25 protein-coding genes are annotated in these 20,628 nt (G+C 72.5%); 15 read left to right on the plus strand and 10 right to left on the minus strand.

The genetic code is table 11. The features are described from left to right. Nucleotides 1–76: 76 nt before the first annotated feature. The 3 genes from K4B79_RS17650 to K4B79_RS17660 are packed head-to-tail and all read left to right on the plus strand — an operon-like array spanning nucleotide 77 to nucleotide 1,340. Nucleotides 77–940, plus strand: coding sequence for a helix-turn-helix domain-containing protein (locus K4B79_RS17650; RefSeq protein ID WP_232027642.1), 864 nt, complete (start codon nucleotides 77–79; stop codon nucleotides 938–940). Further along, entirely contained in the window at nucleotides 937–1,140 is a 204-nt protein-coding gene (locus K4B79_RS17655) for a DUF397 domain-containing protein (RefSeq protein ID WP_232027644.1), read from the plus strand. Before K4B79_RS17650 ends, K4B79_RS17655 begins: the two co-directional genes overlap by 4 nt. Next, complete coding sequence (locus K4B79_RS17660; protein ID WP_232027646.1) at nucleotides 1,137–1,340, plus strand: DUF397 domain-containing protein; 204 nt, start codon at nucleotides 1,137–1,139, stop codon at nucleotides 1,338–1,340. The genes K4B79_RS17655 and K4B79_RS17660 overlap by 4 nt, the downstream gene beginning before the upstream one ends. On the opposite strand, the gene K4B79_RS17665 is transcribed toward K4B79_RS17660, so the two are convergent. The 3 genes from K4B79_RS17665 to K4B79_RS17675 form a co-directional block, all read right to left on the minus strand. Then, a complete protein-coding gene (locus tag K4B79_RS17665; RefSeq protein WP_232027648.1) occupies nucleotides 1,326–3,476 on the minus strand; it encodes an MMPL family transporter in 2,151 nt (716 codons plus the stop codon). The two genes, K4B79_RS17660 and K4B79_RS17665, sit on opposite strands and share 15 nt — an antisense overlap. A gap of 91 nt (nucleotides 3,477–3,567) precedes the next feature. Then, complete coding sequence (locus K4B79_RS17670; protein ID WP_232027650.1) at nucleotides 3,568–4,242, minus strand: response regulator; 675 nt, start codon at nucleotides 4,240–4,242, stop codon at nucleotides 3,568–3,570. Next, entirely contained in the window at nucleotides 4,239–5,507 is a 1,269-nt protein-coding gene (locus K4B79_RS17675) for a sensor histidine kinase (protein WP_232027651.1), read from the minus strand. Before K4B79_RS17675 ends, K4B79_RS17670 begins: the two co-directional genes overlap by 4 nt. Before the next feature lie 176 nt (nucleotides 5,508–5,683). Here K4B79_RS17675 and K4B79_RS17680 point away from each other — a divergent pair, with 176 nt between their 5' ends. The 3 genes from K4B79_RS17680 to K4B79_RS17690 all read left to right on the plus strand — a co-directional run bounded on the left by K4B79_RS17680 (nucleotide 5,684) and on the right by K4B79_RS17690 (nucleotide 7,383). Then, nucleotides 5,684–6,115, plus strand: coding sequence for a hypothetical protein (locus K4B79_RS17680; protein WP_232027653.1), 432 nt, complete (start codon nucleotides 5,684–5,686; stop codon nucleotides 6,113–6,115). 73 nt (nucleotides 6,116–6,188) lie between these two features. Beyond that, the gene (locus K4B79_RS17685; protein WP_232027654.1) at nucleotides 6,189–7,058 is read left to right on the plus strand and encodes a DUF72 domain-containing protein; all 870 of its coding nucleotides are present in this window, start codon (nucleotides 6,189–6,191) and stop codon (nucleotides 7,056–7,058) included. Nucleotides 7,059–7,101: 43 nt separating this feature from the next. After that, nucleotides 7,102–7,383 (plus strand): hypothetical protein, encoded by a 282-nt coding sequence (locus K4B79_RS17690; RefSeq protein WP_232027655.1) that lies wholly within the window; start codon nucleotides 7,102–7,104, stop codon nucleotides 7,381–7,383. 38 nt (nucleotides 7,384–7,421) lie between these two features. On the opposite strand, the gene K4B79_RS17695 is transcribed toward K4B79_RS17690, so the two are convergent. From K4B79_RS17695 to K4B79_RS17715, 5 genes are all read right to left on the minus strand, one after another. Next, entirely contained in the window at nucleotides 7,422–9,206 is a 1,785-nt protein-coding gene (locus K4B79_RS17695) for a copper resistance CopC/CopD family protein (RefSeq protein ID WP_232028323.1), read from the minus strand. A 141-nt stretch (nucleotides 9,207–9,347) separates the two neighbouring features. Further along, nucleotides 9,348–10,112, minus strand: a complete 765-nt coding sequence (locus K4B79_RS17700; RefSeq protein ID WP_232027656.1) for an SDR family NAD(P)-dependent oxidoreductase — start codon at nucleotides 10,110–10,112, stop codon at nucleotides 9,348–9,350. Continuing rightward, nucleotides 10,109–10,588, minus strand: coding sequence for a cupin domain-containing protein (locus K4B79_RS17705; RefSeq protein WP_232027657.1), 480 nt, complete (start codon nucleotides 10,586–10,588; stop codon nucleotides 10,109–10,111). Before K4B79_RS17705 ends, K4B79_RS17700 begins: the two co-directional genes overlap by 4 nt. After that, nucleotides 10,578–11,213, minus strand: coding sequence for a GNAT family N-acetyltransferase (locus tag K4B79_RS17710; protein ID WP_232027658.1), 636 nt, complete (start codon nucleotides 11,211–11,213; stop codon nucleotides 10,578–10,580). The genes K4B79_RS17705 and K4B79_RS17710 overlap by 11 nt, the downstream gene beginning before the upstream one ends. Beyond that, the gene (locus tag K4B79_RS17715; RefSeq protein WP_232028324.1) at nucleotides 11,206–13,341 is read right to left on the minus strand and encodes a penicillin acylase family protein; all 2,136 of its coding nucleotides are present in this window, start codon (nucleotides 13,339–13,341) and stop codon (nucleotides 11,206–11,208) included. The genes K4B79_RS17710 and K4B79_RS17715 overlap by 8 nt, the downstream gene beginning before the upstream one ends. Nucleotides 13,342–13,425: 84 nt before the next feature. Here K4B79_RS17715 and K4B79_RS17720 point away from each other — a divergent pair, with 84 nt between their 5' ends. The 4 genes from K4B79_RS17720 to K4B79_RS47790 all read left to right on the plus strand — a co-directional run bounded on the left by K4B79_RS17720 (nucleotide 13,426) and on the right by K4B79_RS47790 (nucleotide 15,348). Continuing rightward, complete coding sequence (locus K4B79_RS17720) at nucleotides 13,426–14,148, plus strand: siderophore-interacting protein (protein ID WP_232027659.1); 723 nt, start codon at nucleotides 13,426–13,428, stop codon at nucleotides 14,146–14,148. Between the two features lie 25 nt (nucleotides 14,149–14,173). Next, on the plus strand, nucleotides 14,174–14,767 hold the full coding sequence (locus tag K4B79_RS17725; RefSeq protein WP_232027660.1) for an HhH-GPD-type base excision DNA repair protein: 594 nt from the start codon (nucleotides 14,174–14,176) through the stop codon (nucleotides 14,765–14,767). Between the two features lie 78 nt (nucleotides 14,768–14,845). After that, the gene (locus K4B79_RS17730; RefSeq protein ID WP_232027662.1) at nucleotides 14,846–15,169 is read left to right on the plus strand and encodes a hypothetical protein; all 324 of its coding nucleotides are present in this window, start codon (nucleotides 14,846–14,848) and stop codon (nucleotides 15,167–15,169) included. 56 nt (nucleotides 15,170–15,225) lie between these two features. Continuing rightward, a complete protein-coding gene (locus tag K4B79_RS47790; protein WP_269463635.1) occupies nucleotides 15,226–15,348 on the plus strand; it encodes a hypothetical protein in 123 nt (40 codons plus the stop codon). A 28-nt stretch (nucleotides 15,349–15,376) separates the two neighbouring features. On the opposite strand, the gene K4B79_RS17735 is transcribed toward K4B79_RS47790, so the two are convergent. Next, a complete protein-coding gene (locus tag K4B79_RS17735) occupies nucleotides 15,377–17,002 on the minus strand; it encodes a helicase HerA-like domain-containing protein (protein ID WP_374208488.1) in 1,626 nt (541 codons plus the stop codon). Nucleotides 17,003–17,107: 105 nt separating this feature from the next. On the opposite strand from K4B79_RS17735, the gene K4B79_RS17740 reads away from it, so the two are divergent. Beyond that, nucleotides 17,108–17,404: a type II toxin-antitoxin system VapB family antitoxin gene (locus tag K4B79_RS17740; RefSeq protein ID WP_003999914.1), complete on the plus strand. Its 297-nt coding sequence runs from the start codon at nucleotides 17,108–17,110 to the stop codon at nucleotides 17,402–17,404. Nucleotides 17,405–17,509: 105 nt separating this feature from the next. Further along, nucleotides 17,510–18,154 carry a LytR C-terminal domain-containing protein gene (locus K4B79_RS17745; protein WP_232027664.1) on the plus strand — a complete coding sequence of 215 codons (645 nt, stop codon included), beginning with the start codon at nucleotides 17,510–17,512 and terminating at the stop codon, nucleotides 18,152–18,154. A gap of 102 nt (nucleotides 18,155–18,256) precedes the next feature. Here K4B79_RS17745 and upp read toward each other — a convergent pair whose 3' ends face one another. Continuing rightward, nucleotides 18,257–18,892 (minus strand): uracil phosphoribosyltransferase, encoded by a 636-nt coding sequence (upp, locus tag K4B79_RS17750; RefSeq protein ID WP_067445585.1) that lies wholly within the window; start codon nucleotides 18,890–18,892, stop codon nucleotides 18,257–18,259. A gap of 94 nt (nucleotides 18,893–18,986) precedes the next feature. Between upp and K4B79_RS17755 the strand changes: the two genes are divergently transcribed. The 3 genes from K4B79_RS17755 to tadA all read left to right on the plus strand — a co-directional run bounded on the left by K4B79_RS17755 (nucleotide 18,987) and on the right by tadA (nucleotide 20,595). After that, a complete protein-coding gene (locus K4B79_RS17755; RefSeq protein WP_232027665.1) occupies nucleotides 18,987–19,166 on the plus strand; it encodes a hypothetical protein in 180 nt (59 codons plus the stop codon). 404 nt (nucleotides 19,167–19,570) lie between these two features. After that, the gene (locus K4B79_RS17760) at nucleotides 19,571–20,101 is read left to right on the plus strand and encodes a tRNA adenosine deaminase-associated protein (RefSeq protein ID WP_232028326.1); all 531 of its coding nucleotides are present in this window, start codon (nucleotides 19,571–19,573) and stop codon (nucleotides 20,099–20,101) included. Nucleotides 20,102–20,169: 68 nt separating this feature from the next. Further along, nucleotides 20,170–20,595 (plus strand): tRNA adenosine(34) deaminase TadA, encoded by a 426-nt coding sequence (gene tadA / locus K4B79_RS17765; RefSeq protein WP_232027667.1) that lies wholly within the window; start codon nucleotides 20,170–20,172, stop codon nucleotides 20,593–20,595. Nucleotides 20,596–20,628 lie beyond the last annotated feature (33 nt).

Below are 20,628 nucleotides of genomic sequence, written 5' to 3' on the forward strand. Positions count from 1 at the left end.
GTGGTGTCCAGTCTGTCGAGACCGGCCGTACGGGTAAGGGGCGTCGAGGCACGGTCGTACGACGGAGGGGTACGGAATGCAGCAACAGCAGCTGAAGACCGAGGCGGACGAGCCGGGTTGGGAGGTCGACCCGGACGACGACTGGGGCGTGGCGGTCATCGCGACGGTGGGGCGGCAGCTGAAGCTGCGGCGCGAGGCGGTGGGCATGCGGGCCGGCGCCTTCGGCGAAGCGGTCGGGTACGGCGAGGACATGGTCTACAAGATCGAGGGCGGCAAGCGGATCCCCCGGCCCGAGTATCTGGACATGGCGGACGAGGTGTTGGGGGCGGGCGGACTGCTGGCCGCGATGAAGGAGGACGTGGCGAAGGTCCGGTACCCGAAGAAGGTGCGGGATCTTGCGCAGTTGGAGGCGAAGGCGGTCGAGCTTCAGCTGTACGACCCGCTGAACATCCATGGGCTGTTGCAGACGCCGGAGTACGCGCGCGGGCTGCTGCTGATGCGGCGCCCCGCGTACACCGCGGACGAGGTGGAGCGCTTCATCGCCGCGCGCGTGGCTCGGAAGGCGATCTTCGAGCGGGATCCTGCGCCCGAGCTGAGCTTCGTCCTGGAGGAGTGGACGCTGCGGCGCCCGCTCGGCGGGAGGGAGGCGCTGCGGAGCCAGCTCGAACATCTGCTGACGGCAGGGCAGTTGCGGAACGTCGAGCTTCAGGTGATGCCGATGGACCGTGAGGAGCACGCAGGGCTGGCCGGTGGCATCGAGGTACTGAAGTTCGCCGACGGGTCGGCCGTGGGGCGTTCCCCAGCCGTGGCCAACGGACGCCCGGTGCCCGATCCCAGGCAGCTCCGTATCCTTGAGCTGCGCTATGGCATCATCCGGGCGCAGGCTCTCACGCCCCGTGAGTCAACCGCCTTCATCGAACAACTGCTGGGGGAAACATGATCCGCGACGCCTCTGAACTGGCGTGGTTCAAGAGCAGCTACAGCAGCAGCAGCGAAGGTGACTCCTGCGTCGAACTCGCCATCACGCCCCGCACCATCCACGTCCGGGACTCCAAGCACCACATCACAGGCCCCCAACTCGCACTCACGCCAGAGGCCTGGGCCGACTTCGTGGCGTACGCCTCAGGTCAACGCTCGTGATCCACAAGGCCGCCTCTGAGCTGGCGTGGTTCAAGAGCAGCTACAGCAGCGGCAGTGAGGGCGACTCCTGCGTCGAACTCGCCCTCACCCCCCACACCATCCACATCCGCGACTCCAAGCACCGCACCACAGGCCCCCAGCTCGCACTCACGCCAGAGGCCTGGGCCGAGTTCATCTCCTACGCCTCAACCACCCGCTGACGGCGTACGCCCCTCCAGGGCCACCCGCGGCAGGCGGCGGGACAGGGACCCCGGGAGCCACCAGGCCCGGGGTCCGAGGAGTTGCATCACCGCCGGGACGATCAGGCAGCGGATGACGACCGCGTCGAGCAACACCGCCACCGCCAGGCCCAGGCCGAACTGTTGGAGCATGCGGCTCGGGCTCAGGATGAACGCCGCGAACACCACGATCATGATTGCTGCCGCGGCCGTGATGACCTGGCCCGTGGCCGCGAGGCCCTCGCGGACCGCGTGGGCGTGGTCGCGGGTGTGCTCCCACTCCTCGTGGATGCGGGAGACGAGGAAGACCTCGTAGTCCATGGAGAGCCCGAAGACGATGGCGAAGATCATGACCGGGATGAACGCCTCCACCGGTCCCGGCTGGACGCCGAACCAGCCCTCCTGGAAGACCAGCGTGATCACGCCCAGCGCGGCGGAGATCGACAGCAGGTTGAGGAGCGCCGCTTTCAGAGGGATCAGGAGCGAGCGGAAGACCAAAAGGAGGAGCAGGGTCGACAGGCCTACGACGATCGTGAGGAACAGCGGGATCCTCGACGACACCGCGTCCGCGAAGTCCTGGGCCGCCGCTGTCGGGCCGCCGATCAGGTAACGCGCGCCCGTGCTGTCCGCGAGGGGCGGGAGGATGTCGTCGCGGAGGGTGTGGACGAGGTCGGCGGTCCGCTCGGACTGGGGCGCGGTCGTCGGGTAGGCGATGAGGGTCCGCAACTCGCCGTCGGAGGACGGGAAGGGCGGGGTCGTCGCCACGATGCCCGGCGTTGAGTCCAGCGTCTCGCGCAACTGCGCCGCCGCTGCCGTGTCTCCCTCGGTGACCAGGATCAACGGGCCGTTGAAGCCGGGCCCGAAGCCCTCCGCGAGGAGGTCGTAGGCCTTGCGACTCGTGGACGTGGGCGAGTCGTTGCCCGCGTCGGCGAAACCGAGGCGCATGCCCAATGCCGGGGCGGAGAGCGCGAGGAGGGCGACGACCGCGATCAACAGGGCCGGGAGCGGGCGGCGTTGGACCGCCGTGGCCAGGCGGCGCCAGCGGTGGCCCTCCTCGCGGCCGCTCTTCGCCGCCCGCTTGCGGACGTGGCGCTGGATGCGGGGGCCGAAGAAGGAGAGCAGGGCGGGGAGGAGGGTCAGCGAGGCGGCCATGGTTACCAGGACCGTCAACGCCACCGCCAGGGCCACTCCCTGCAACGAACCCAGGCCCAGGGCTACCAGGCCCAGCAGCGCGATGATCACCGTGCAGCCCGCGAAGAAGACCGTGCGGCCGGCCGCGTCGAGGGCGGTGCGGGTGGCGGCCTGGGGTTCCGCGCCGCGCATCAGCTCGTGGCGGTAGCGGTAGAAGATCAGGAGGGCGTAGTCGACGCCGACGCCCAGGCCGACCAGCATCATGATCGGCGGGGTGAAGTCGGCGACCGTGAAGACGTGCGAGGCCAGGCCGATCAGACCGATCGCGCCGCCGACCGCGAACAGGGCCGTGATCAGGGGCAGTGCGGCGGCGACCAGGGAGCCGAAGAGCAGGACGAGGATGACCAGTGCGGCCAGCATTCCGGCGCCCTCGGACGCGCCGCCGCCCTCCTCCTCGGCGCCGCGGACCGGGTCTCCGCCCAGCTCGACGGTCAGGCCGTTCCCCTCGGCGGCGCGGGCCGTGTCGATGAGCCGGGTGACGTCCTCCCGGGGCACCTCCTCCGCCTTGCCGTCCAGGACGACGGTGGCGTAGCCGACGGTGCCGTCGTCGGAGAGGGCGCCGGGACCGTCGTAGGGACTGCGGACGTCGGTGACGGAGGGGAGGGTGCGGACGTCGGCGAGGAGGCGGTCGACGGTCGTGCGGTCGGCGGCGAGGCCCCCGTCGTCCTGGAGGACGATCTGCACGCTGTCGCCCGCCTGCGTCGAACCGTGCTGTTTCAGCAGGTCGGTGGCGGCCTGGGAGTCGGTGCCCGGGAGGGAGAAGTCGTTGCGGTAGGCGCTGCCCGCGCTCTGCGCGCCGGCCGTGACGGCGGCGACCACGACGACCCACAGGAGGAGGGCACGCCAGCGTCGGCGCTGGGACCAGGCGGCGAGGCGGAGGAGGAGGCCCCGGGGGTGTTCGCGGGTGGTGGTAGTGAGGGTGGTCATGTCCGGCAGCGTCCGGCCCCGGTGTGCCCCACGGCATCGGCCCTGGGCGGACACCTGGCGTACCCCAGGAGTTGCGAGGCGCCGCGCCCGGCTACTTCCCGGGTTGCAGCCAGCCCGGGGTGACCATGCCGGACTCGTAGGCGAGGACGACGAGTTGGGCGCGGTCGCGGACGTCGAGCTTGGTCATGATGCGGCTGACGTGGGTCTTGGAGGTGGCCGGGCTGAGGACCAGGCGGGCGGCGATCTCGTCGTTGGACAGGCCCGCGGCGACCAGGCGCATGACCTCGCGTTCGCGGTCGGTGAGGGCGTTCAGGCGGGGGCTCGGCCCGGGGGCGCGCACCCGGTCCGCGAACTCGGCGATCAGACGGCGGGTGACGGACGGGCTGATCAGCGCGTCGCCCCGGGCCGCGACCCGGATCGCGTGCACCAGCTCCTCCGGCTCGGTGTCCTTGACCAGGAACCCGGCCGCACCGGCGCGCAGGGCGGCGTACACGTAGTCGTCGAGGTCGAAGGTGGTGAGGATGACGACCCGGACGGCGTCGAGACGGGAGTCGGCGGCGATGTCCCGGGCCGCCTGGAGGCCGTCGACGCCCGGCATGCGGATGTCGAGGAGGACGACGTCGGGGAGGCGGTCGCGGCAGACGGCGAGGGCCTCGGCGCCGTCGCCCGCCTCGCCGACGACCTCGAAGTCGTCCTCGTCCTCCAGGATCGACCGGAACCCGGCCCGCACCAGGCGCTGGTCGTCGGCCAGCACGACCTTGATCATGACAATCCCCCGGGCGACCCTACGGACGGCGCTCCGGGCGGACACGGCAGACAGGCCCGGACCGTGAAGCCGCCCTCCGGTCCCGGACCCGCCGTCAGTTCGCCGCCCAGCGCGCGGGCCCGCTCCCGCATGCCGGTGATGCCGCTGCCGGACGGTCCTCCGGTGGCCGCGGGCCCCCGGCCGTCGTCGGTGATCTCGACCGTGAGCCGGTGCGGGCCGCGCTCGGTGCGGACGGTGACCCCGGTGGCGCGGGCGTGCCGGGTCACGTTGGTCAGGGACTCCTGGATGATCCGGTAGGCGGCCAGGTCGAGTTCGGCGGGCAGCGGCCGGTCACCGTCGCCGGTGGATTCCAGTCGTACGTCGAGACCGGCCAGGCGGGCGGACTCCACCAGGTCGCCGAGCCGGTCGAGGCCGGGCGCGGGCGCGGTGGGTGCCGCCTCGTCGACCTGGCGCAGCACGCCCAGGGTGGCCCGCAGCTCGCGCAACGCCTCCCTGCTGGTCTCCTTGATCGCGCCGAGCGCCTCCTCGGCCCGCTCGGGGCCGCCCGCCGGGTCCTTGCGCAGGCGGCGCAGGGCGGCGGCGGACTGGACGTTGATCAGCGAGATGTGGTGGCCGACCACATCGTGCAACTCCCGCGCGATCCGCAGCCGTTCCTCGCTCGCCGCCCGCTGCTCCGCCTCCCGGGCCAGCGCCAGCCGGTTGTGCCGCACCCAGCCGAGGGCGACGACTCCGACGAGCCAGCCGGCCAGCATGAACAGGGCGACGCCGTTGACGTCGTGGTTGCCGCGCAGGGTGCCCGCGCCGGTCAGCGCAAGCGCCAGAGCGGCCAGGACGGCCGCGGCCCGGATCCGGCCGGCGGCGGCGACCGCGTACAGGGCGACGACGAACGCGAGCATGAGGGGACCGTCGTAGAGGCTGGTCAGGTAGTAGGCGATGGTGAGGACCAGGACCAGGCTCGCGACGGCCACCGGGCGGCGGCGGCACAGGTACAGCGCCCCGCAGGCGGCCGTGAGCAGGGCCCAGTCGACCGCCACGGCCTGCCAGGGCTCCGTCCCCCCGCCGACCAGCGAGCGCATGCTGCCGATCGCGACCAGCACGAAGACGGCGGCGGCGAGGGCGGCGTCCGCCGCGTGCCCGCGCGGGCGGCGCGGCCGGCGGGACTGCCACGGCCGACGCCGCCCGCGTGGGCCGCGCGGCTCGCGCGTCTTTCGCGGCCCGGGTGAGAACACCGGCCGCAGCCGACGGGACACCGTGACCGACACCATGCCGCCAGCGTAGGCAGACGGCGTCCACCTCGCCGTCCTCCCGGCGGTGGAGGACCGGACGGGCCACCTCGCAACTTCAGGGGTACGAGGGGCTCGGCGCCCGCAACCTACGGGGTACGCCAGGTGTCCGCCCCCGGCCGACGCCCGCCCGGCGACCGGCCGCCCACCCTGGGGCCATGACCACCGACCTCAGTCCCCCGCTCGCCCTGGCCCGGCGGCTGCGCCGGGTGAACCGGCCGCTGGTGGCCGCGCTGACCGCCACCGCGCTGATCCGGCCGCTGTTCTCGGTCACCGGTCTGAGCGACGCCCTCGGCCGGCCCGTCACCGCGCTCGTCCTGACCGCGGTCATCGCGCTGACCTGGATCCTCGCCGTCGGCCTCACCCGCGTACCCGAACCCCTGCTCACCCTCGTGCTGGTCGGGGTGGCCTACGCGCTGGCCGTCCTGGTCGGCAGCGCGGTCCTCTCCCCGCTCCTGGACGGGGAGCTGCGCGGCCCGGCGGCCAAGCCGTACGCGATCGTGCCGCTCTTCGTCGTCAACGGGTTGTGGGGGGCGTTCTGCGGGGTGTGCGCGATGGGGGTGCGCGCGCTGCGGAGGATCGGTCGGTGAGGAGGGCCGGTCGGTGGGGGGGGATCGGCCGGTGAGGGGGATCGGTCGGTGAAGAGCGGGTAACCGGTGCCGCATGGCTGAGCGGATCCTCGTCGGCACGTGCTCCTGGACCGACCGCGCGCTGGTCGGCAGCGGCTGGTATCCGGCCGGGCGGCGGGACGCCGAAGGGCGACTCAGGTACTACGCCGAACGGTTCGGGGTGGTCGAGGTCGACGCGAGCTACTACGCCCTGCCCGGCGAGCGGAACAGCCGGCTGTGGGTGGAGCGCACCCCGGACGGCTTCGTCTTCGACGTGAAGGCGTTCTCGCTGCTCACCGGGCATCCGACCCGGGAGGCGGTGATGCCGGGCGGGCTGCCCGCCGATGCCCGGGACCCGGCGGTCCTGGACGAGGTGTGGGCGCGGTTCGCCGACGGGATCGCACCGATCCGGGCGGCCGGACGCCTGGGCTGCGTGCTGTTCCAGTTCCCGCCCTGGTTCCGGCCGGGGGCGCGGGCGGAGGCGTTCCTGACGGAGTGCGCGCTGCGGACGGACGGGTGGCCGGTGGCCGTGGAGTTCCGGCACCCGGAGTGGTGGGCCGAGCGATCGGCGACCGAGGTGCTGCTGACACGGCTCGGCTTCAGTGCCGTGGCCGTCGACATGAACCGGACCCTGCCCTTCTCCGTCCCGCCCGTCACCCCGGTGACCTCGCCCCGGCTGTCCGTCGTGCGGTTCCACGGGCGCAGTATTGCGTGGGGGACGGGGAGCAAGGAGGACCGTTTCCGGCACGACTACGCCCGGGCCGAACTCACCGAGTGGGTGCCTCGCTTACGGTCCCTCGCCTCCCAAGTCGACGCTCTCCACGTCCTGTTCAACAACTGCTGCGGCGACTCGGCGGTACGCGCCGCCGAGGAGATGGCACGCCTCCTCCAGGGCTCCCCTGCTACGATCGATCACAAGAATTGAACGTGTTCAGTACTGGAATACGGGCAACCGCAGGGGGAAACGCATGTCCGGAACCGCCACACCTCGCCAGGACGACTCACCCGCCACCGCGCTCGGCCCGGTCGCCCTGTTCCTCGGCCTCGTCGCCGCCACGGGAGCCTGGCCCGCGCTGATGGCCGCGACCCTCCCGTGGTCGGTCATGGCCGGCGGGCTCGCCGTCACCTTCGGCGCGACCGGCATCCACTACGCCCGCCAGGGCATCGGCCGCATGTGGACCGCCGTGACCGGAACGACCCTGGGCGCGGTCGGGCTGGCCGGCGTGTACACCCTCGTAGGGTTCGCCTAGGTCTAGGTCTAGGTCTAGGTCTAGGTCTAGGTCTAGGTCTAGCCGATCCGTACCGTCTTCGTGACGCTGACCTGGTCGATGTCCGACACCCGCACGGTCACCTTCATCTCCCAGTCACCGGCGATGGGCAGCGTGAGCGCGTTCGTGCCCCAGTAGCCGCCCTTGTCGGTGACCTCGGCGTCGATCGGGCCGATGTCCTGGGCGGGGAGGGTGAAGGACAGCCGCAGTTCGGGGACGGTGGCGATACCGCCGTCGGGGGTGAGGACCACGGCCTCCACGGCGTTCTCGCCCTTGCGGCCGGGGTCCAGGGTGACCTGCACCTTGCCGCTGGCCCGGCCCACCTGGAAGGGCACGTACGACACGGACGCGGTCGGCAGGCCTGTCGCCGAGGCGTCCTTCGCCGCCTCCGCCGCGGCCCGGCCCGGCAGGGTACCGGCGAGGATCGTGCTGAACACCAGCACCGCGACCGCGATGACCACTTCCACCAGCACGGACCGGCGCAGGCCGCGCCGGAAGGGGTCGTCCGAGGGCGGACCGGTGGACTCGGGGGGCGGGGTCGGCGCGCTCACGGGAGCTGACGGTCCGCCCACCGTCTCCGGCACCTTCTCTGACACCTTTTCCGGCGCCTTCTCCTCGACGACGGCCCCTGCCGGCTCCTCCGTCACCAACCGTGCCGTCCACTGCCGGGACAGTCCCGCCATCCCCAGCAGCAGCACCACGGCGACCAGCTTCAGGAGCAGGAGCCTGCCGTACGTCGAGTCGGTGAAGGCGGACAGGGAGCCCAGGCCCCGCCAGGACTGGTAGACGCCGGTGACGACGAGGACGGTCACGCAGGCGAAGCCAAGGCGGGAGAAGCGGGTGACCATGGCGACCGGGGCCTCCGACGCCGACGACGATCGGGACAGCGTGATCAGCAGGGCCGTGAGCCCGCCCAGCCAGACCGCCATCGCCAGCACGTGCAGCACGGACGAGGTCATCGCCACCGGCACCTGGATCCCGGCGGACGCGTGCTCGGCGGCGGCCCAGGTCAGCGCCAGGGCCACGGAGAGGACGGCACCGCCCGCGAGCCAGGCCCGCGACGACGCCCCGCGCCGCAGCAGTCGTACGACGAGGAAGGCGGCCACCGGCAGCAGGGCCAGGCGGAACAGCAGGGCCTCGCCCGGGCGAGTGGTCAGGATGCGGGTGAAGGACGAGAGGTCGAAGGCCGCCGCCGGGCTCTCGCCCGACTCGTACGGTGCGCGCAGCACCAGCAGGACGAGCGTGGCGCCGCACAGGGTCCACAGCCCCGCCCACAGCGGCCTGCGCAGCGGGCCGGAGTCCGGCGGGCGGCAGACCGCGACGAAGGCGGCCGTGCCGATGAGCAGGGCGGCGCCGAGATGGGCGAGCCAGCGGGCGATGTTGTAGAGGCCGCCGGTCGCCGGGTCCTCCACCGGGCCCGTGTCGATCGTCGCCGTCGTGGGGGAGGGCTTGCCGACGGAGAAGGTGAAGGCACCCGAGACCGGGTGGCTGTCGGCGGACACCACCCGCCAGGCCACCACATAGGTGCCCTCGCCGAGCTTCCCGGGCAGGGTCGCCCGGATCGTGTCGCCACCCTCCGGACCGTGCGCGACCTTCGTCGGACGCAGCCGCCGGTTCTCGGGGTCCAGGACCCGGAAGGAGTCGTCGAGCAGGCCGACGGACTCGGTGAACGTCAGGGTGATGTCACGCGGGGCGGTCTTGAGGACGGTTCCGTCCCGGGGGTCGGTGGCGCGGAGGGCCGCGTGCGCGGACGCCGTTCCCGCGCCGCCGCCGAGGAGCAGGACCAGCACGGTGCCCAGCAGCACCAGCCCTTGAAGTCCCCGGTGCCGTCGCCCTGCGCCGCGCTCACCCTCACGCTCCACGTGTGTACTCCGTATCCGGAACCGCCGCCTTCCCGAGTGGTACGGACGCGAGGGCCACCGTGCTCACCGGCGGGTCCGTGGCGTTCACCACGTCGGGCGCGCCGACACGCCCCCGTCCACGACCAGGTCGTGCCCGGTGATCCAGGAGGCGAGCGGCGAGGCCAGGAAGACACACGCGTCACCGATGTCCTCAGGGCGCCCGAGACGCCCGAGGGGAGCCGCCTCCCGCCACCGCCGTACCCCGTCCGGCCAGGCGTCCTCCAGGCCCTCCCGGTCGACGAGCCCCGGCGAGACCGTGTTCACGCGGATGCCGAGCGGGCCGTACTCCAGCGCCGCGGACCGGGCGTGCATCACGACGGCCGCCTTGGACGCGGAGTAGTGGGCGTGGTCCGGGGCGGGCCGGCTCGCCTCGATGGAGGCGATGTGGGTGATCGATCCGCCCCGGCCCCCCTCCCGCATGACCACCGCCGCAGCCTGGGTGCAGGCGAAGACGCTCGACAGGTTGGTGTCCACGACCTCCCGCCACTCGGCGACCGTCATCCCGGGCAGCGCCCGCGTCGGCTGCACCCCCGCGTTGTTGACCAGGGCGGTCAGCCGCCCGCCGCCCCACTCGGCCGCCTCCCGCACCAGGCGGCGGCACGCGTCCTCGTCGGTGAGGTCGGCTTCCCGTACGACGGCCCGGCCGCCCAGGTCACGGATACGGCCCGCCACTTCCCGCGCGGAGCCGGAGGACGTACGGCAGTGCACGGCCACCGCCGCCCCCTCCCGCGCGAACCGCAGCGCGATGCCGCGTCCGATGCCGCCGCCCGCGCCGGTGACCAGCGCGACCTGTCCTTCCAGAAGTCTCATGGACGGCACAGTCCCGCGATCCGCTCGGCGTGTGCCGGATAACGCGCCGTCAACTCCCGGGCGTCCCCGTGCTCGTAGCCCTCGTAGGTGAACCCGGGGGCCATGGTGCAGCCGAAGAAGGTCCACGCGCCGCCGGCCACGACCCGGCCGCCCATCCAGGTGCCCGCCGGGACGGTGAGCTGGAGGTGCTGGCCGGCGAGGACGTCGGGTCCCAGGACGGGCGTCGAGGACGTGCCGTCCGGGGCGAGCAGGAGGAGCTGGAGCGGGTCGCCGAGGTAGAAGTGCCAGATCTCGTCCGTGGGCAGGCGGTGCAGGGCCGAGAAGTCGTCCGGCGCGGCGGTCAGGAGGGCGACGATCGCGGAGCCCTCCGGTCGTCCGTCGGGCCGTTCGGGTCCCGCCCAGGTGCGTCGGAAGAGCCCGCCCTCACGCGGGATGGGCTCCAGACCGTAGTGGGCGACCAGATCGTCAGGAGTCACCCGGGAAGGCTACCTCCCGGCGCAGGAACGCCAGTTGGGCGTGCTTCTCGGGCAGGTACACGTCCGGGAGGTCGATCTCCGGCAGGACGACGGCCTCCCCCGCCTCGAAGCCCTGCTTCAGGAAGCGGGCGATCGCCTTGTGGTTGCGCACGTCGGGGTCGACCACGACCCGTCTGCGGTCCAGGCCGAGCAGGACGTACGAGGCGACGGCGCGGAGCAGCGCGGACGACCAGCCGGGCCGGGCCGCGCCCTCGTCCGCGGGCGCGAGCAGCAGGTGGACGCCGATGTCGCCGGGCTCGACCTCGTAGCACTCGCTGACGCGGTCGGCGTCCGGCTCGTAGGTCTGGAGGAGGCCGACCGGGTCGGCGTCCTTCAGCAGCAGGAAGGCGTGATGGGTGTCGAGGGTGTCCAGGTGCGCGTAGATCTCGGCGACCTGGTCCCGGGTCAGCCCGTTCATGCCCCAGAAGGCCGCCCGCTCCTGGCTCACCCAGGCATGGACGGTCCCGGCGTCGGCGTGCGCGTCCAGGGGCAGGACGCGGACGGTGCCGTAGCCGTCGACGGTCTGCTCGTGGACGGGTTCACGGGTGGGGGTGGAGGTCTGGGCGGGGGCGTGGGTGTCAGACATCGCTTTCCTTCTCGAGCCGGTCCCAGTCGGTGACGACCGGGACGAGGTCCCCCTCGGTCCACAGGGGGAGTTGATCACGGTGATGGGCCGATCCGGGCACGCCCGAGGCGCCGAAGGGCACCACCCACAGGCTGTCCTCGCGGCGGGCCAGGTCCCACACGTACCGGGCGGCCGGACCGCGCGCGCTCACATCGCTCCAGCCGGGCACGGCCGAGGTGCACAGCACGCAGTCGTGGTCGCCGGAGAGCCCGGGCTCGTCGTCCGTGGCGCCGGGCAGCGCGCGCCAGGGGTGGAGGCGGTGGGTGTCGCCCCAGGTGGCGTTGGATTCGGCCTTTTCGGCGGCCACCCGCTCGGCGGCCACCTCCTCCACGGCCGCGCGGACGGCCTCGGCCCGGTCGACGCCGTACAACTCCTCGGCCCGCAGCAGGTGTTCGAGCGCGAAGCCGATGCGCGGTACGAGGTTCATCCAGGGGAGGAGCACCTCCGGATAGGCGGGCGGGGTCGTCAGCGCGGCGAACGCGGGGTGCGCCGCGAGCTGTCGTACGACGGCACCGCGTACGGCCGCGTACAGCGCCGCGTCCGTGCTGTCCGCGTCCATGTGGCGGTCCCAGCGCAGCAGGGTGTCCCGCACCCCGGCCGCCTCGGGAGACAGGCCGTCCAGTTCCGCCAGGCGGTCCAGCAGCGGTACGGCGGAGGCGAGTCGGGTGTCCGTGTGGATCACCGGCATGTCGGCGGGCGACCAGCGGTCCTTGCCGTCGAGCAGGGCCGCGATGCGGTCGGCGCGGTGGGTGGGGGCGAACTCGACGCCCAGCGGGGCCGAGGGTCCGCGCTGGTTGGCCATCACCGCGATGCCGTCGGTCAGGCCCGCGCGGGGCATCTCGTGCCAGCCCCGCCACTCGTGCCCGGGCTCCCACGCGGGCACCGGACGGACCCGGTTCGCCTCGGCCCGCTCCGGCACCCGGCCGGCCACCCGGTGCAGCAGGCCGCCCTCGGTGTCGGCGGCCATCACGACGTTGACCGGTTCGGCCCAGACGTCGAAGGCCCGGTCCACGTCGGCGACCGTGCGGGCCCGCAACAGCGGGAGCAGGGCGCCGAAGCCGAGGTCCTCGGTGACGCGGGGCGGGTAACGGAGGCTGACGGCGAGCGGGGCGAGGACCTCCTCGCCGCTCTCCGGGACACCGCCGTCGAGCCCCTCCGGGCCGCCCACGATCACGGGGCCGCGCTCGGTCTCGATCACCTCCACCTCGACCGGCTTCCCGCCCGCGCACTCGACGGTCTCCGTGTGCCGGGCGGCCCGGCGCCAGACGCCGTCCGGGCCGAGGGACTCGACACCGGCGCCGGTGCGGCGCAGGCGCTCGCGGTAGAGGTCCTGGTAGTCGGCCATGGCGTTGGTGATGGCCCAGGCGACCGTGCCGGTGTGGCCGAAGTGGGCGATGCCGGGGACGCCCGGGACGGCCAGGCCGACGACGTCGAACTCCGGGCAGGACAGGTGGATCTGCTGGTAGACGCCGGGTTCCTCGATGAAGCGGTGCGGGTCGCCGGCGACGACCGCCCGGCCGGTGGTCGTGCGCTCACCGCTCACCAGCCAGCCGTTGCTGCCGGAGGTACCGGGCCCGTCGGTGGCGAACAGGCCGACGGCCTCGGGGCCCAGGTGGCGGACGGCCTGCTCGCGCCAGAGTTTGGCCGGGAAGCCGGCGAAGAGGATGTGGGTGGAGAGCCAGACACCGAGGGGGGTCCAGGGCTGCCAGCGGCCGGGGGTGAGACCGGCCCGGGCGAATTCGGGAGCGTCCGGTGCGAGCCCCTCGTCAGCGTCCGGTGTGAGCCCCTCGTTGACGCCGTCGACGTAGGCCCGGACCCAGTCGGCGGTCTCCGGGTCCCGTCTCTCCAGGGCCGTGAAGCAGCGTCTCGCGGTGTCGTCCAGGCGGGCCTGTCTCGCGAATCCGTCCCAGGCCAGGGCGTCGGCGCCGAGGAACGCTGCCGAGGTGCCCCGGGCGCGGTGCCGCTCCACCTCCAGCTGCCAGGCGCGGTCTCGGGCGGTCACCAGGCCCTGGGCGCGGGCGAGTTCCCTCGCGCTGCCCGCACGGAGATGGGGTATCCCCCAGGCGTCGCGGTAGATCCCTGTGATCACCCTGTATCCCTTCACGTTTTTAGGTTAGGCTCACCTAACTAGAGGCTCGATGTGTGGGAATCGTACGTGAAGGGTGAAAACGCCATGGCGCAGGGGCACGGCTGGGAGGGCGCGGTCCTCAAACTGCTGCGTGCGAAGGACTTCGTCCTCACCGTCACGGGCGCCGAGGACGTCACCGAGCACTACCGCCGCGTCCACCTCACCGACGGCGGCATGCTCGCCGAGACCGGCATCCACCCGACCATGTGGGTCCGGCTCTGGTTCGACAACGCCGGCAAACCCCACCAGCGCGCCTACACCCTGGTCGACCCCGATCCGGCGGCCGGCACCTTCTCCCTGGAGTTCGCGCTCCACGAGGGGTGCGCCAGTGACTGGGCGCGGGCGGCGAAGCCCGGGGACACGATCGAGGCGACCGTGCACGGGACGGGCTTCCAGCGGCCCCGGCCCGAGCCCTCGCACGTCTTCGCGATCGGAGACCCGGCCTCGCTGCCCGCGCTCAACTCCCTCCTGGACGAGCTGGGCGGGGCCCCGGCCACCGTCTGGTTCGAGTCCACCCTCGACGACCTCCCCTTCCGCACCGACCCCACCCGCCACGACGTACGGCCCGTCCCCCGCCAGGACTCCGGCGCCCATCTCGTCGCCGAGGTGAAGCAGTCCCTCCCGGACCTGCTCAAGGCCAGCCCCGAGCCGTACGTCTGGATCGCCTGCGACACGGCCACGACCCGCACGCTGTCGTCGTACGTCCGCAAGGAACTGGGCGTGCCGAAGCAGCGGGTGCACGCGCTGGGGTACTGGCGGGCGGGCTGAGCCGGCAGACGGCATGATCGGGGGCATGGACGTCACGCTTCACCTCGCCCAGGACCCCGAGGCCGACGCACTGCTCGGCCGGTCTCCGCTCGCCGCGCTGGTCGGGATGCTGCTGGATCAGCAGGTCCCGATGGAGTGGGCGTTCAAGGGCCCCCGCACCATCGCCGACCGCCTCGGCGCGGACGACCTGGACGCGCACGACATCGCCGCCCAGGACCCCGAGGCCTTCGCCGCCCTGCTCTCCGACAAGCCGGCCGTGCACCGGTACCCGGGGTCCATGGCCAAGCGGATCCAGCAGCTGTGCCAGTACCTCGTCGAGCACTACGACGGGAACGCCGAGCTCGTCTGGAAGGGCGTCACCGACGGACCCGAGCTCCTGCGCCGCCTGGAGCAGCTGCCCGGCTTCGGCAAGCAGAAGGCCCAGATCTTCCTCGCCCTCCTCGGCAAGCAGCTCGGCGTCCGGCCCCAGGGCTGGCGCGAGGCCGCCGGCCCCTACGGCGAACCGAAGTCCTACCGCTCCGTCGCCGACATCACCGGCCCCGAGTCCCTGACCAAGGTCCGCGCCCACAAACAGGAGATGAAGGCGGCGGCGAAGGCGGCCAAGGCAGCGGGGTCGTAGCCGCCCCCTGTCCGCCGAACGGGCGGTTCTCGGCGTCGACCGCCGGGCGCCCGGCGGGGTGCGGGGAGATCACCTCGTATGAGCACCGCACCCAGCCCGCCGCGCCGTCGTCGCGCCTGGCTGCGGGTGCTGGTGCTGCTCGTCGCGCTGGTGCTGCCGGGCGCGCACACCGGGACGCACGCGGCACCCGTGCCGCCGCCGGCCGGTGAGGCGGTCGAGTACGACCTGCTCGACACCGCCCTGCGGCTCCCGGGGCGTGCCGCCCAGCGGCCCGTCGTACCCCTGCGTCCCGCGCCCCGGCCCGAGCCGGTGCCCGGCGTCCCGGCGGGCGCTCCGCTCCCGGCGCCGCCGAGGCCGTCGTACGCCTTGGTCGCCCTGCGGACGGTGGTCCTGCGCTGCTGAGGGGACCGGCCCTCTCCGGTCCCCCGGTTCATCAGCACGACGCAAGGAACACAGACATGGCCATTGACCCGTACGCGGTCCTGCGCGCCCTGCTGCGCGCCGAGGCCGCTCGCAGCGCGCCGAAACCGCAGGTGAAGGAAGCGAGGCCGCAGCAGCCCGGCAAGGAGCACGGGCGCTGATCCGCCGGCGGGGGCGGGGCCCCAGGGGTCACCGCCTCCGCCGGGCCGTCCCGAAGAGCGAGCGGGTGATCTCACGGCCGATCTGGGTGCCGAGGGAGCGGGCGAGGGACTTGAACATGCCGCTTCCCACGACCTGCTCCACGACCGAGGGCTCCCGGCGGGGGGCGTCGGGGGTGTCCCCCGAGGGGGCCAGTTCGTCCGGGTCCTTCGCGCCCCGGGACCCGGCCCCGGTCAACCGCTCGTACGCCGACTCCCGGTCCACAGCCTGTGCATAACGCGCGTGGAGCGGGGACGCCGTCACCGCCCGGTCCAGGACCGCCGGGTCGACCGGGCCCATCAGGGACTCCGGCGCGCGCAGCCGGGTCGCGGCGACCGGGGTCGGGGCGCCCTTCTCGCCGAGGACGGTGACGACGGCCTCGCCGGTGCCGAGGCCGGTGAGCAGCTCCTCCAGGTCGTAGGACGAGTCCGGGAAGGTCCTCACCGTGGCCTTGAGGGCCTTCTGGTCGTCCGGGGTGAAGGCGCGCAGGGCGTGCTGGACGCGGTTGCCGAGCTGGGCGAGGACGTCGGCGGGTACGTCCTTCGGGGTCTGCGTCACGAAGAAGACGCCGACCCCTTTCGAGCGAATGAGGCGCACCGTCTGCGTGATGGAGTCCAGGAACGCCTTCGAGGCGTCGTGGAAGAGCAGATGCGCCTCGTCGAAGAAGAAGACCAGCTTCGGCCGGTCGACGTCCCCGACCTCGGGAAGGTCGTGGAAGAGATCGGCCAGCAGCCACATCAGGAACGTCGAGAACAGCTGCGGTCTGTCCTGTACGGCGGGCAGTTCCAGGACCGAGACCATCCCGCGGCCGTCCCGCGCCGTCCGCAGGAACTCGGCCGTGTCGAACTCCGGTTCCCCGAAGAAATCGGCCATTCCCTGGGCCTCGAAGGCGGTCAGCGACCGCAGGATCACCCCGGCCGTCGCCGTCGACAGCCCGCCGATGTCCTTCAGCTCGCCCTTGCCCTCGTCCGAGGTCAGGAAGGCGACGACGGCCCTGAGGTCCTTGAGGTCGATCAGCTCAAGACCCTTGGTGTCGGCGTAGTGGAAGATCAGGCCGAGGGACTGCTCCTGGGTCTGGTTGAGCCGCAGGATCTTCGACAGGAGCACCGGCCCGAAGCTGGTAATCGTGGCGCGGACCGGAATGCCGTGACCGAGACCGCCGAGCGCGTAGAACTCGGCGGGGAAGCCGGTCGCGGTCCACCGCTGGTGGACTTCCCCCGCCCGGCCGCGCACCGTGTCGTTCTCCACGCCCGGCGCCGAGATCCCCGACACGTCCCCCTTGATGTCGGCGAGGAAGACCGGCACCCCTTGGGCCGACAGCTGCTCGGCGATCAGCTGGAGGGTCTTGGTCTTGCCGGTGCCGGTGGCGCCCGCGACCAGGCCGTGCCGGTTGAGCATGGGCAGCGGGATGCGGACCTGCGCGTCCGGCAGGCACCGGCCGTCCCAGAGGAGGGCGCCGAGATCGAGGGCGGGGCCGGTGAAGGCGTATCCCGCGGCGATCTCCAGCGCGGGGGCGGGGAGGGCGGGGGCGCCGGACGGGGCACCGCGTGAGGCATCGGGCGGGCGGGTGGACATGGCTCCGGAAACTGCCTCCGGCATGGTCTCTCTGTCCCTCATGACGGGCCCCTGTTTCCCTTATTCGCCCTTTTGCACCATCTTTTCCAGCCTCGCACTCCGTCGCCATGGCTGCGCCCGGAAGGTCTTGACCGGTAGGCTTTCCGTGTGATCTTCAAGCGCATCGGAAACGGCCGGCCGTACCCCGACCACGGCCGGGAAAGCACCCGGCAGTGGGCGGATGTCGCGCCGCGCCCGGTCCGCCTCGATCAGCTCGTGACGACCAAGGGCCAGCTCGACCTGGAGACCCTGCTCGCCGAGGACTCGACCTTCTACGGCGACCTCTTCGCGCATGTCGTGAAGTGGCAGGGCGACCTGTACCTGGAGGACGGGCTGCACCGCGCGGTCCGTGCCGCGCTCCAGCAGCGCCAGGTGCTGCACGCCCGGGTCCTGGAACTCGACTGACACCCACGGCTCACCCGGCACCCGCAGTGGGCCTTTCGGGTCTACCGGACGGTGTCCAATGATCATCTAGTAGGCATCGCCGCCCAGGCGCACTACGCTGCGCCCATGAGCATGCTGACTCCCCCCGGCATGGGCGGGAAGTACCGGATCACGGGCGACAAATACCCCCGGATGCGCCGATCTCGGCGCCGCGGCAGGCTCGTGGTCGGGGTGGTCGCCTCCGCCGCGGCCCTCGGCCTGGTCGGCTGGGGCACCTTGCAGCTCATCGACGTCTTCACCGGCGGCGGCGACAAGGCGACGGCGGCCGGACCCAAGGCCGACTGCGCGACCCGGGCCACGCCGTCCCCGTCCGCCTCCGCCTCCCCCGGCGCCGTCGTGATCAAGCCAAACCGGATCACCGTCAACGTGTTCAACGCGACGGCCCGCAGCGGTCTCGCCAAGAAGACGGCGGACGAGTTGAAGAAGCGCGGGTTCAAGATCGGGGACGTCGGCAACGCGACGGCCGAGTACGACAAGAAGGTCAAGGGGACGGGGCTGCTGCTCGGGCCGCCGGCGTCTCTGCGTACGTCCTTGCCCGTGCTCGCCACGCAGCTGAGCGGGGCGGAGCAGCGGCCGGACGGGCGTAAGGGTGCCGACGTCGACCTGGTCATCGGGGACGGGTTCAAGGCGCTGAACAGTAAGGCGGTGGCGGACAAGGCGTTGGCCGCGTTGTCGGCGCCTGAGCGGGCGCCGGTGAAGAAGAGCTGTTGAGCGCCTGTTCGCCGTAGGGGGGCGGGTTGTTGTGCGACTGCGGGTGCGTTGTGGCTTGTCGCGCCGTTCCCCGCGCCCCTGTGGGGGCGCTCCCATCACCGTCTATTCAGCGGCGCCGTAGAGGCGGTCTCCCGCGTCTCCCAGGCCCGGGATGATGTAGCCGTGCTCGTTGAGGTGGTCGTCGACGGCTGCCGTGACGACGGTGACCGGGGTGCCGGCCAGCTCGCGTTCCATGAGTTCGACGCCCTCGGGGGCGGCCAGGAGGACGACGGCGGTGACGTCGTCGGCGCCGCGCTTGATGAGCTCGCGGATGGCCGCGACCAGGGTGCCGCCGGTGGCGAGCATCGGGTCGAGGACGTACACCTGGCGGCCGGAGAGGTCCTCCGGCATGCGGGTGGCGTACGTGGAGGCCTCCAGGGTCTCCTCGTTGCGGATCATGCCGAGGAAGCCCACCTCGGCCGTCGGCAGGAGCCGCATCATGCCGTCGAGCATGCCGAGGCCGGCCCGCAGGATCGGGACCACCAGCGGGCGCGGGTAGGAGAGCTTGACGCCCGTGGTCCGGGCGACCGGCGTCGCGATGTCGACCTGCTCGGTCCGCACGTCACGCGTGGCCTCGTAGGCGAGCAGGGTGACCAGTTCGTCGGCCAGCCGGCGGAAGGTCGCGGATTCGGTGCGCTGGTCGCGCAGCGTGGTGAGCTTGTGAGCGACCAGGGGGTGGTCGACGACGTGGAGACGCATGTCCACAACAGTAACCGGGCCGCATCCCTGCTCGCGCTGGCATCAAACCCGCCGTCCGGGGGAAAGTGGAGGGACGGACCAGGGTGGTGATCCGATGCCTGACCTGCCTGAGCGCGAAACCGCACAGGAGACGGACGCCGAGCGCCGACGGCGTCGCGCCAAGTTCCTGCGCGACCTGGCCGAGGCCCGCGAGCTGCGCGACCGCGTCCAGCCCCGCCGCGCGAAGACCGCCCGGCTGCGGCACGCGATGCGCATGCGGACCTTCCGGTGGTGACGGAGCACGGTGGCCCGGCACGGGGACGGGACAGAGCGCCTGAACACGGCGGCGCGGTACCGCGAGGTCGCTCGTCGGTAAGGCGGCGGTAAGCGCGGGGACACGCCGACGGGGCCGGAGTTGGCAAGATCACTTCACGCGCGGGCCCGGGTCGGGAGTCCGTGCGCGGGCGCCCGGAAAAGCCGCGTACGATCCGCTGTTGGCGGCGACGAGTGCGCTGGTGAGCCCTCCATGAACACGAGATCGGCGGCAGCCGGACACACAGGGAGCCGAAGACGTCCCCTGAGCGCCTGGTTTCTGCCACGATTCCGAGTGGGTGGGGCTCGGAGCACAGCTCTCCCCGCCCGCAACCTCCGCCGGGGGGACCCCCAACCGGCACACCTATGACCAGTGGGAGAGTCACGGTGTACTTCGCCGCACTGCTCGCGCGCACCGAAGACGGGTGGGAAGCGAGCGACACAGAACTCCTCGACAATGTGGAGACGCTGTCGGATCTGGCCGACCTGGCACGTGAGGCCTCGCCCGAGGACGACACGGTGCTGGTGCTCATCGAGCAGGAGGACGCCTGGTTCGGCGTCGTCCGCATCGACGGCGAGGAGGACCCTCGCATCTACGTCTCGGACGCCGCCGCCGCCGCTCGCAGCAGTTACGGCGAGATCCTGCTCACCGACGAACTGCTCGGAAGGGAGCCCGGGGACGACGAACCCGACCTGGACGCCCTCGACCTCGACGGCACCGAGGACGGTGAGGACGAGGACGACGACTCCGAGGAAGGCGGCACCGGCGAGGCCGTGCCGCACGGCCCGGTCGGCGACGCCGAGATCCTCGACGACCTCGGCGTCGGCGAGAAGGAACTGAAGGCGCTGTCCGCGGACGCGCTCACCGAGATCGCCGAATCCCTCGGCGCCTCGGAGGTCCTGGAGACCGTCCGCTGACCTCATCGACCACGGAACCGACACCTGACCCGCCCCCCGACCCGGTACGCGACCGGTGGCGGGCCGCGATGCGGCTCGCCCTGGACGAGGCCGGACGGGCCGGCCCGGACGTGCCCGTGGGAGCCGTCGTCCTGGGACCGGACGGCACCACCGTGCTCGGGGCCGGACACAACGAACGCGAGGCCACCGGCGATCCGACCGGTCACGCCGAGGTCCTCGCGATCCGCCGTGCCGCCACCGAGCTCGGCGCCTGGCGGCTGACCGGCTGCACGCTGGTCGTGACGCTGGAGCCCTGCACGATGTGCGCGGGCGCCCTCGTGCAGTCCCGGGTCGACCGCGTCGTCTACGGCGCCCGGGACGACAAGGCGGGCGCGGCCGGCTCCCTGTGGGACGTCGTCCGCGACCGGCGGCTCAACCACCGGCCCGAGGTCGTCGAGGGCGTGCTCGCCGAGGAGTGCGCCCGGCTTCTCACCGACTTCTTCCGAAGCCGCTGACGGCCCCGCATACCGATTTCAAACCACGCCCCG

It is taken from the genome of Streptomyces lincolnensis (genome assembly GCF_021173675.1).
Lineage (GTDB): Bacteria > Actinomycetota > Actinomycetes > Streptomycetales > Streptomycetaceae > Streptomyces > Streptomyces lincolnensis_B.

Excerpts from the sequence above, each read along its gene's own strand:
- upp (WP_067445585.1), bottom strand. The coding sequence starts at position 18,892 with ATGCGTCTCCACGTCGTCGACCACCCCCTGGTCGCTCACAAGCTCACC.
- K4B79_RS17700 (WP_232027656.1), bottom strand. The coding sequence starts at position 10,112 with ATGAGACTTCTGGAAGGACAGGTCGCGCTGGTCACCGGCGCGGGCGGC.
- tadA (WP_232027667.1), top strand. The coding sequence starts at position 20,170 with ATGCGGCTCGCCCTGGACGAGGCCGGACGGGCCGGCCCGGACGTGCCC.
- K4B79_RS17650 (WP_232027642.1), top strand. The coding sequence starts at position 77 with ATGCAGCAACAGCAGCTGAAGACCGAGGCGGACGAGCCGGGTTGGGAG.
- K4B79_RS17685 (WP_232027654.1), top strand. The coding sequence starts at position 6,189 with ATGGCTGAGCGGATCCTCGTCGGCACGTGCTCCTGGACCGACCGCGCG.
- K4B79_RS17720 (WP_232027659.1), top strand. The coding sequence starts at position 13,426 with ATGGCGCAGGGGCACGGCTGGGAGGGCGCGGTCCTCAAACTGCTGCGT.
- K4B79_RS17755 (WP_232027665.1), top strand. The coding sequence starts at position 18,987 with ATGCCTGACCTGCCTGAGCGCGAAACCGCACAGGAGACGGACGCCGAG.
- K4B79_RS17680 (WP_232027653.1), top strand. The coding sequence starts at position 5,684 with ATGACCACCGACCTCAGTCCCCCGCTCGCCCTGGCCCGGCGGCTGCGC.
- K4B79_RS17690 (WP_232027655.1), top strand. The coding sequence starts at position 7,102 with ATGTCCGGAACCGCCACACCTCGCCAGGACGACTCACCCGCCACCGCG.
- K4B79_RS17725 (WP_232027660.1), top strand. The coding sequence starts at position 14,174 with ATGGACGTCACGCTTCACCTCGCCCAGGACCCCGAGGCCGACGCACTG.
- K4B79_RS17735 (WP_374208488.1), bottom strand. The coding sequence starts at position 17,002 with ATGAGGGACAGAGAGACCATGCCGGAGGCAGTTTCCGGAGCCATGTCC.
- K4B79_RS17745 (WP_232027664.1), top strand. The coding sequence starts at position 17,510 with ATGAGCATGCTGACTCCCCCCGGCATGGGCGGGAAGTACCGGATCACG.
- K4B79_RS17670 (WP_232027650.1), bottom strand. The coding sequence starts at position 4,242 with ATGATCAAGGTCGTGCTGGCCGACGACCAGCGCCTGGTGCGGGCCGGG.
- K4B79_RS47790 (WP_269463635.1), top strand. The coding sequence starts at position 15,226 with ATGGCCATTGACCCGTACGCGGTCCTGCGCGCCCTGCTGCGCGCCGAG.
- K4B79_RS17665 (WP_232027648.1), bottom strand. The coding sequence starts at position 3,476 with ATGACCACCCTCACTACCACCACCCGCGAACACCCCCGGGGCCTCCTC.
- K4B79_RS17710 (WP_232027658.1), bottom strand. The coding sequence starts at position 11,213 with ATGTCTGACACCCACGCCCCCGCCCAGACCTCCACCCCCACCCGTGAA.
- K4B79_RS17730 (WP_232027662.1), top strand. The coding sequence starts at position 14,846 with ATGAGCACCGCACCCAGCCCGCCGCGCCGTCGTCGCGCCTGGCTGCGG.
- K4B79_RS17675 (WP_232027651.1), bottom strand. The coding sequence starts at position 5,507 with ATGGTGTCGGTCACGGTGTCCCGTCGGCTGCGGCCGGTGTTCTCACCC.
- K4B79_RS17655 (WP_232027644.1), top strand. The coding sequence starts at position 937 with ATGATCCGCGACGCCTCTGAACTGGCGTGGTTCAAGAGCAGCTACAGC.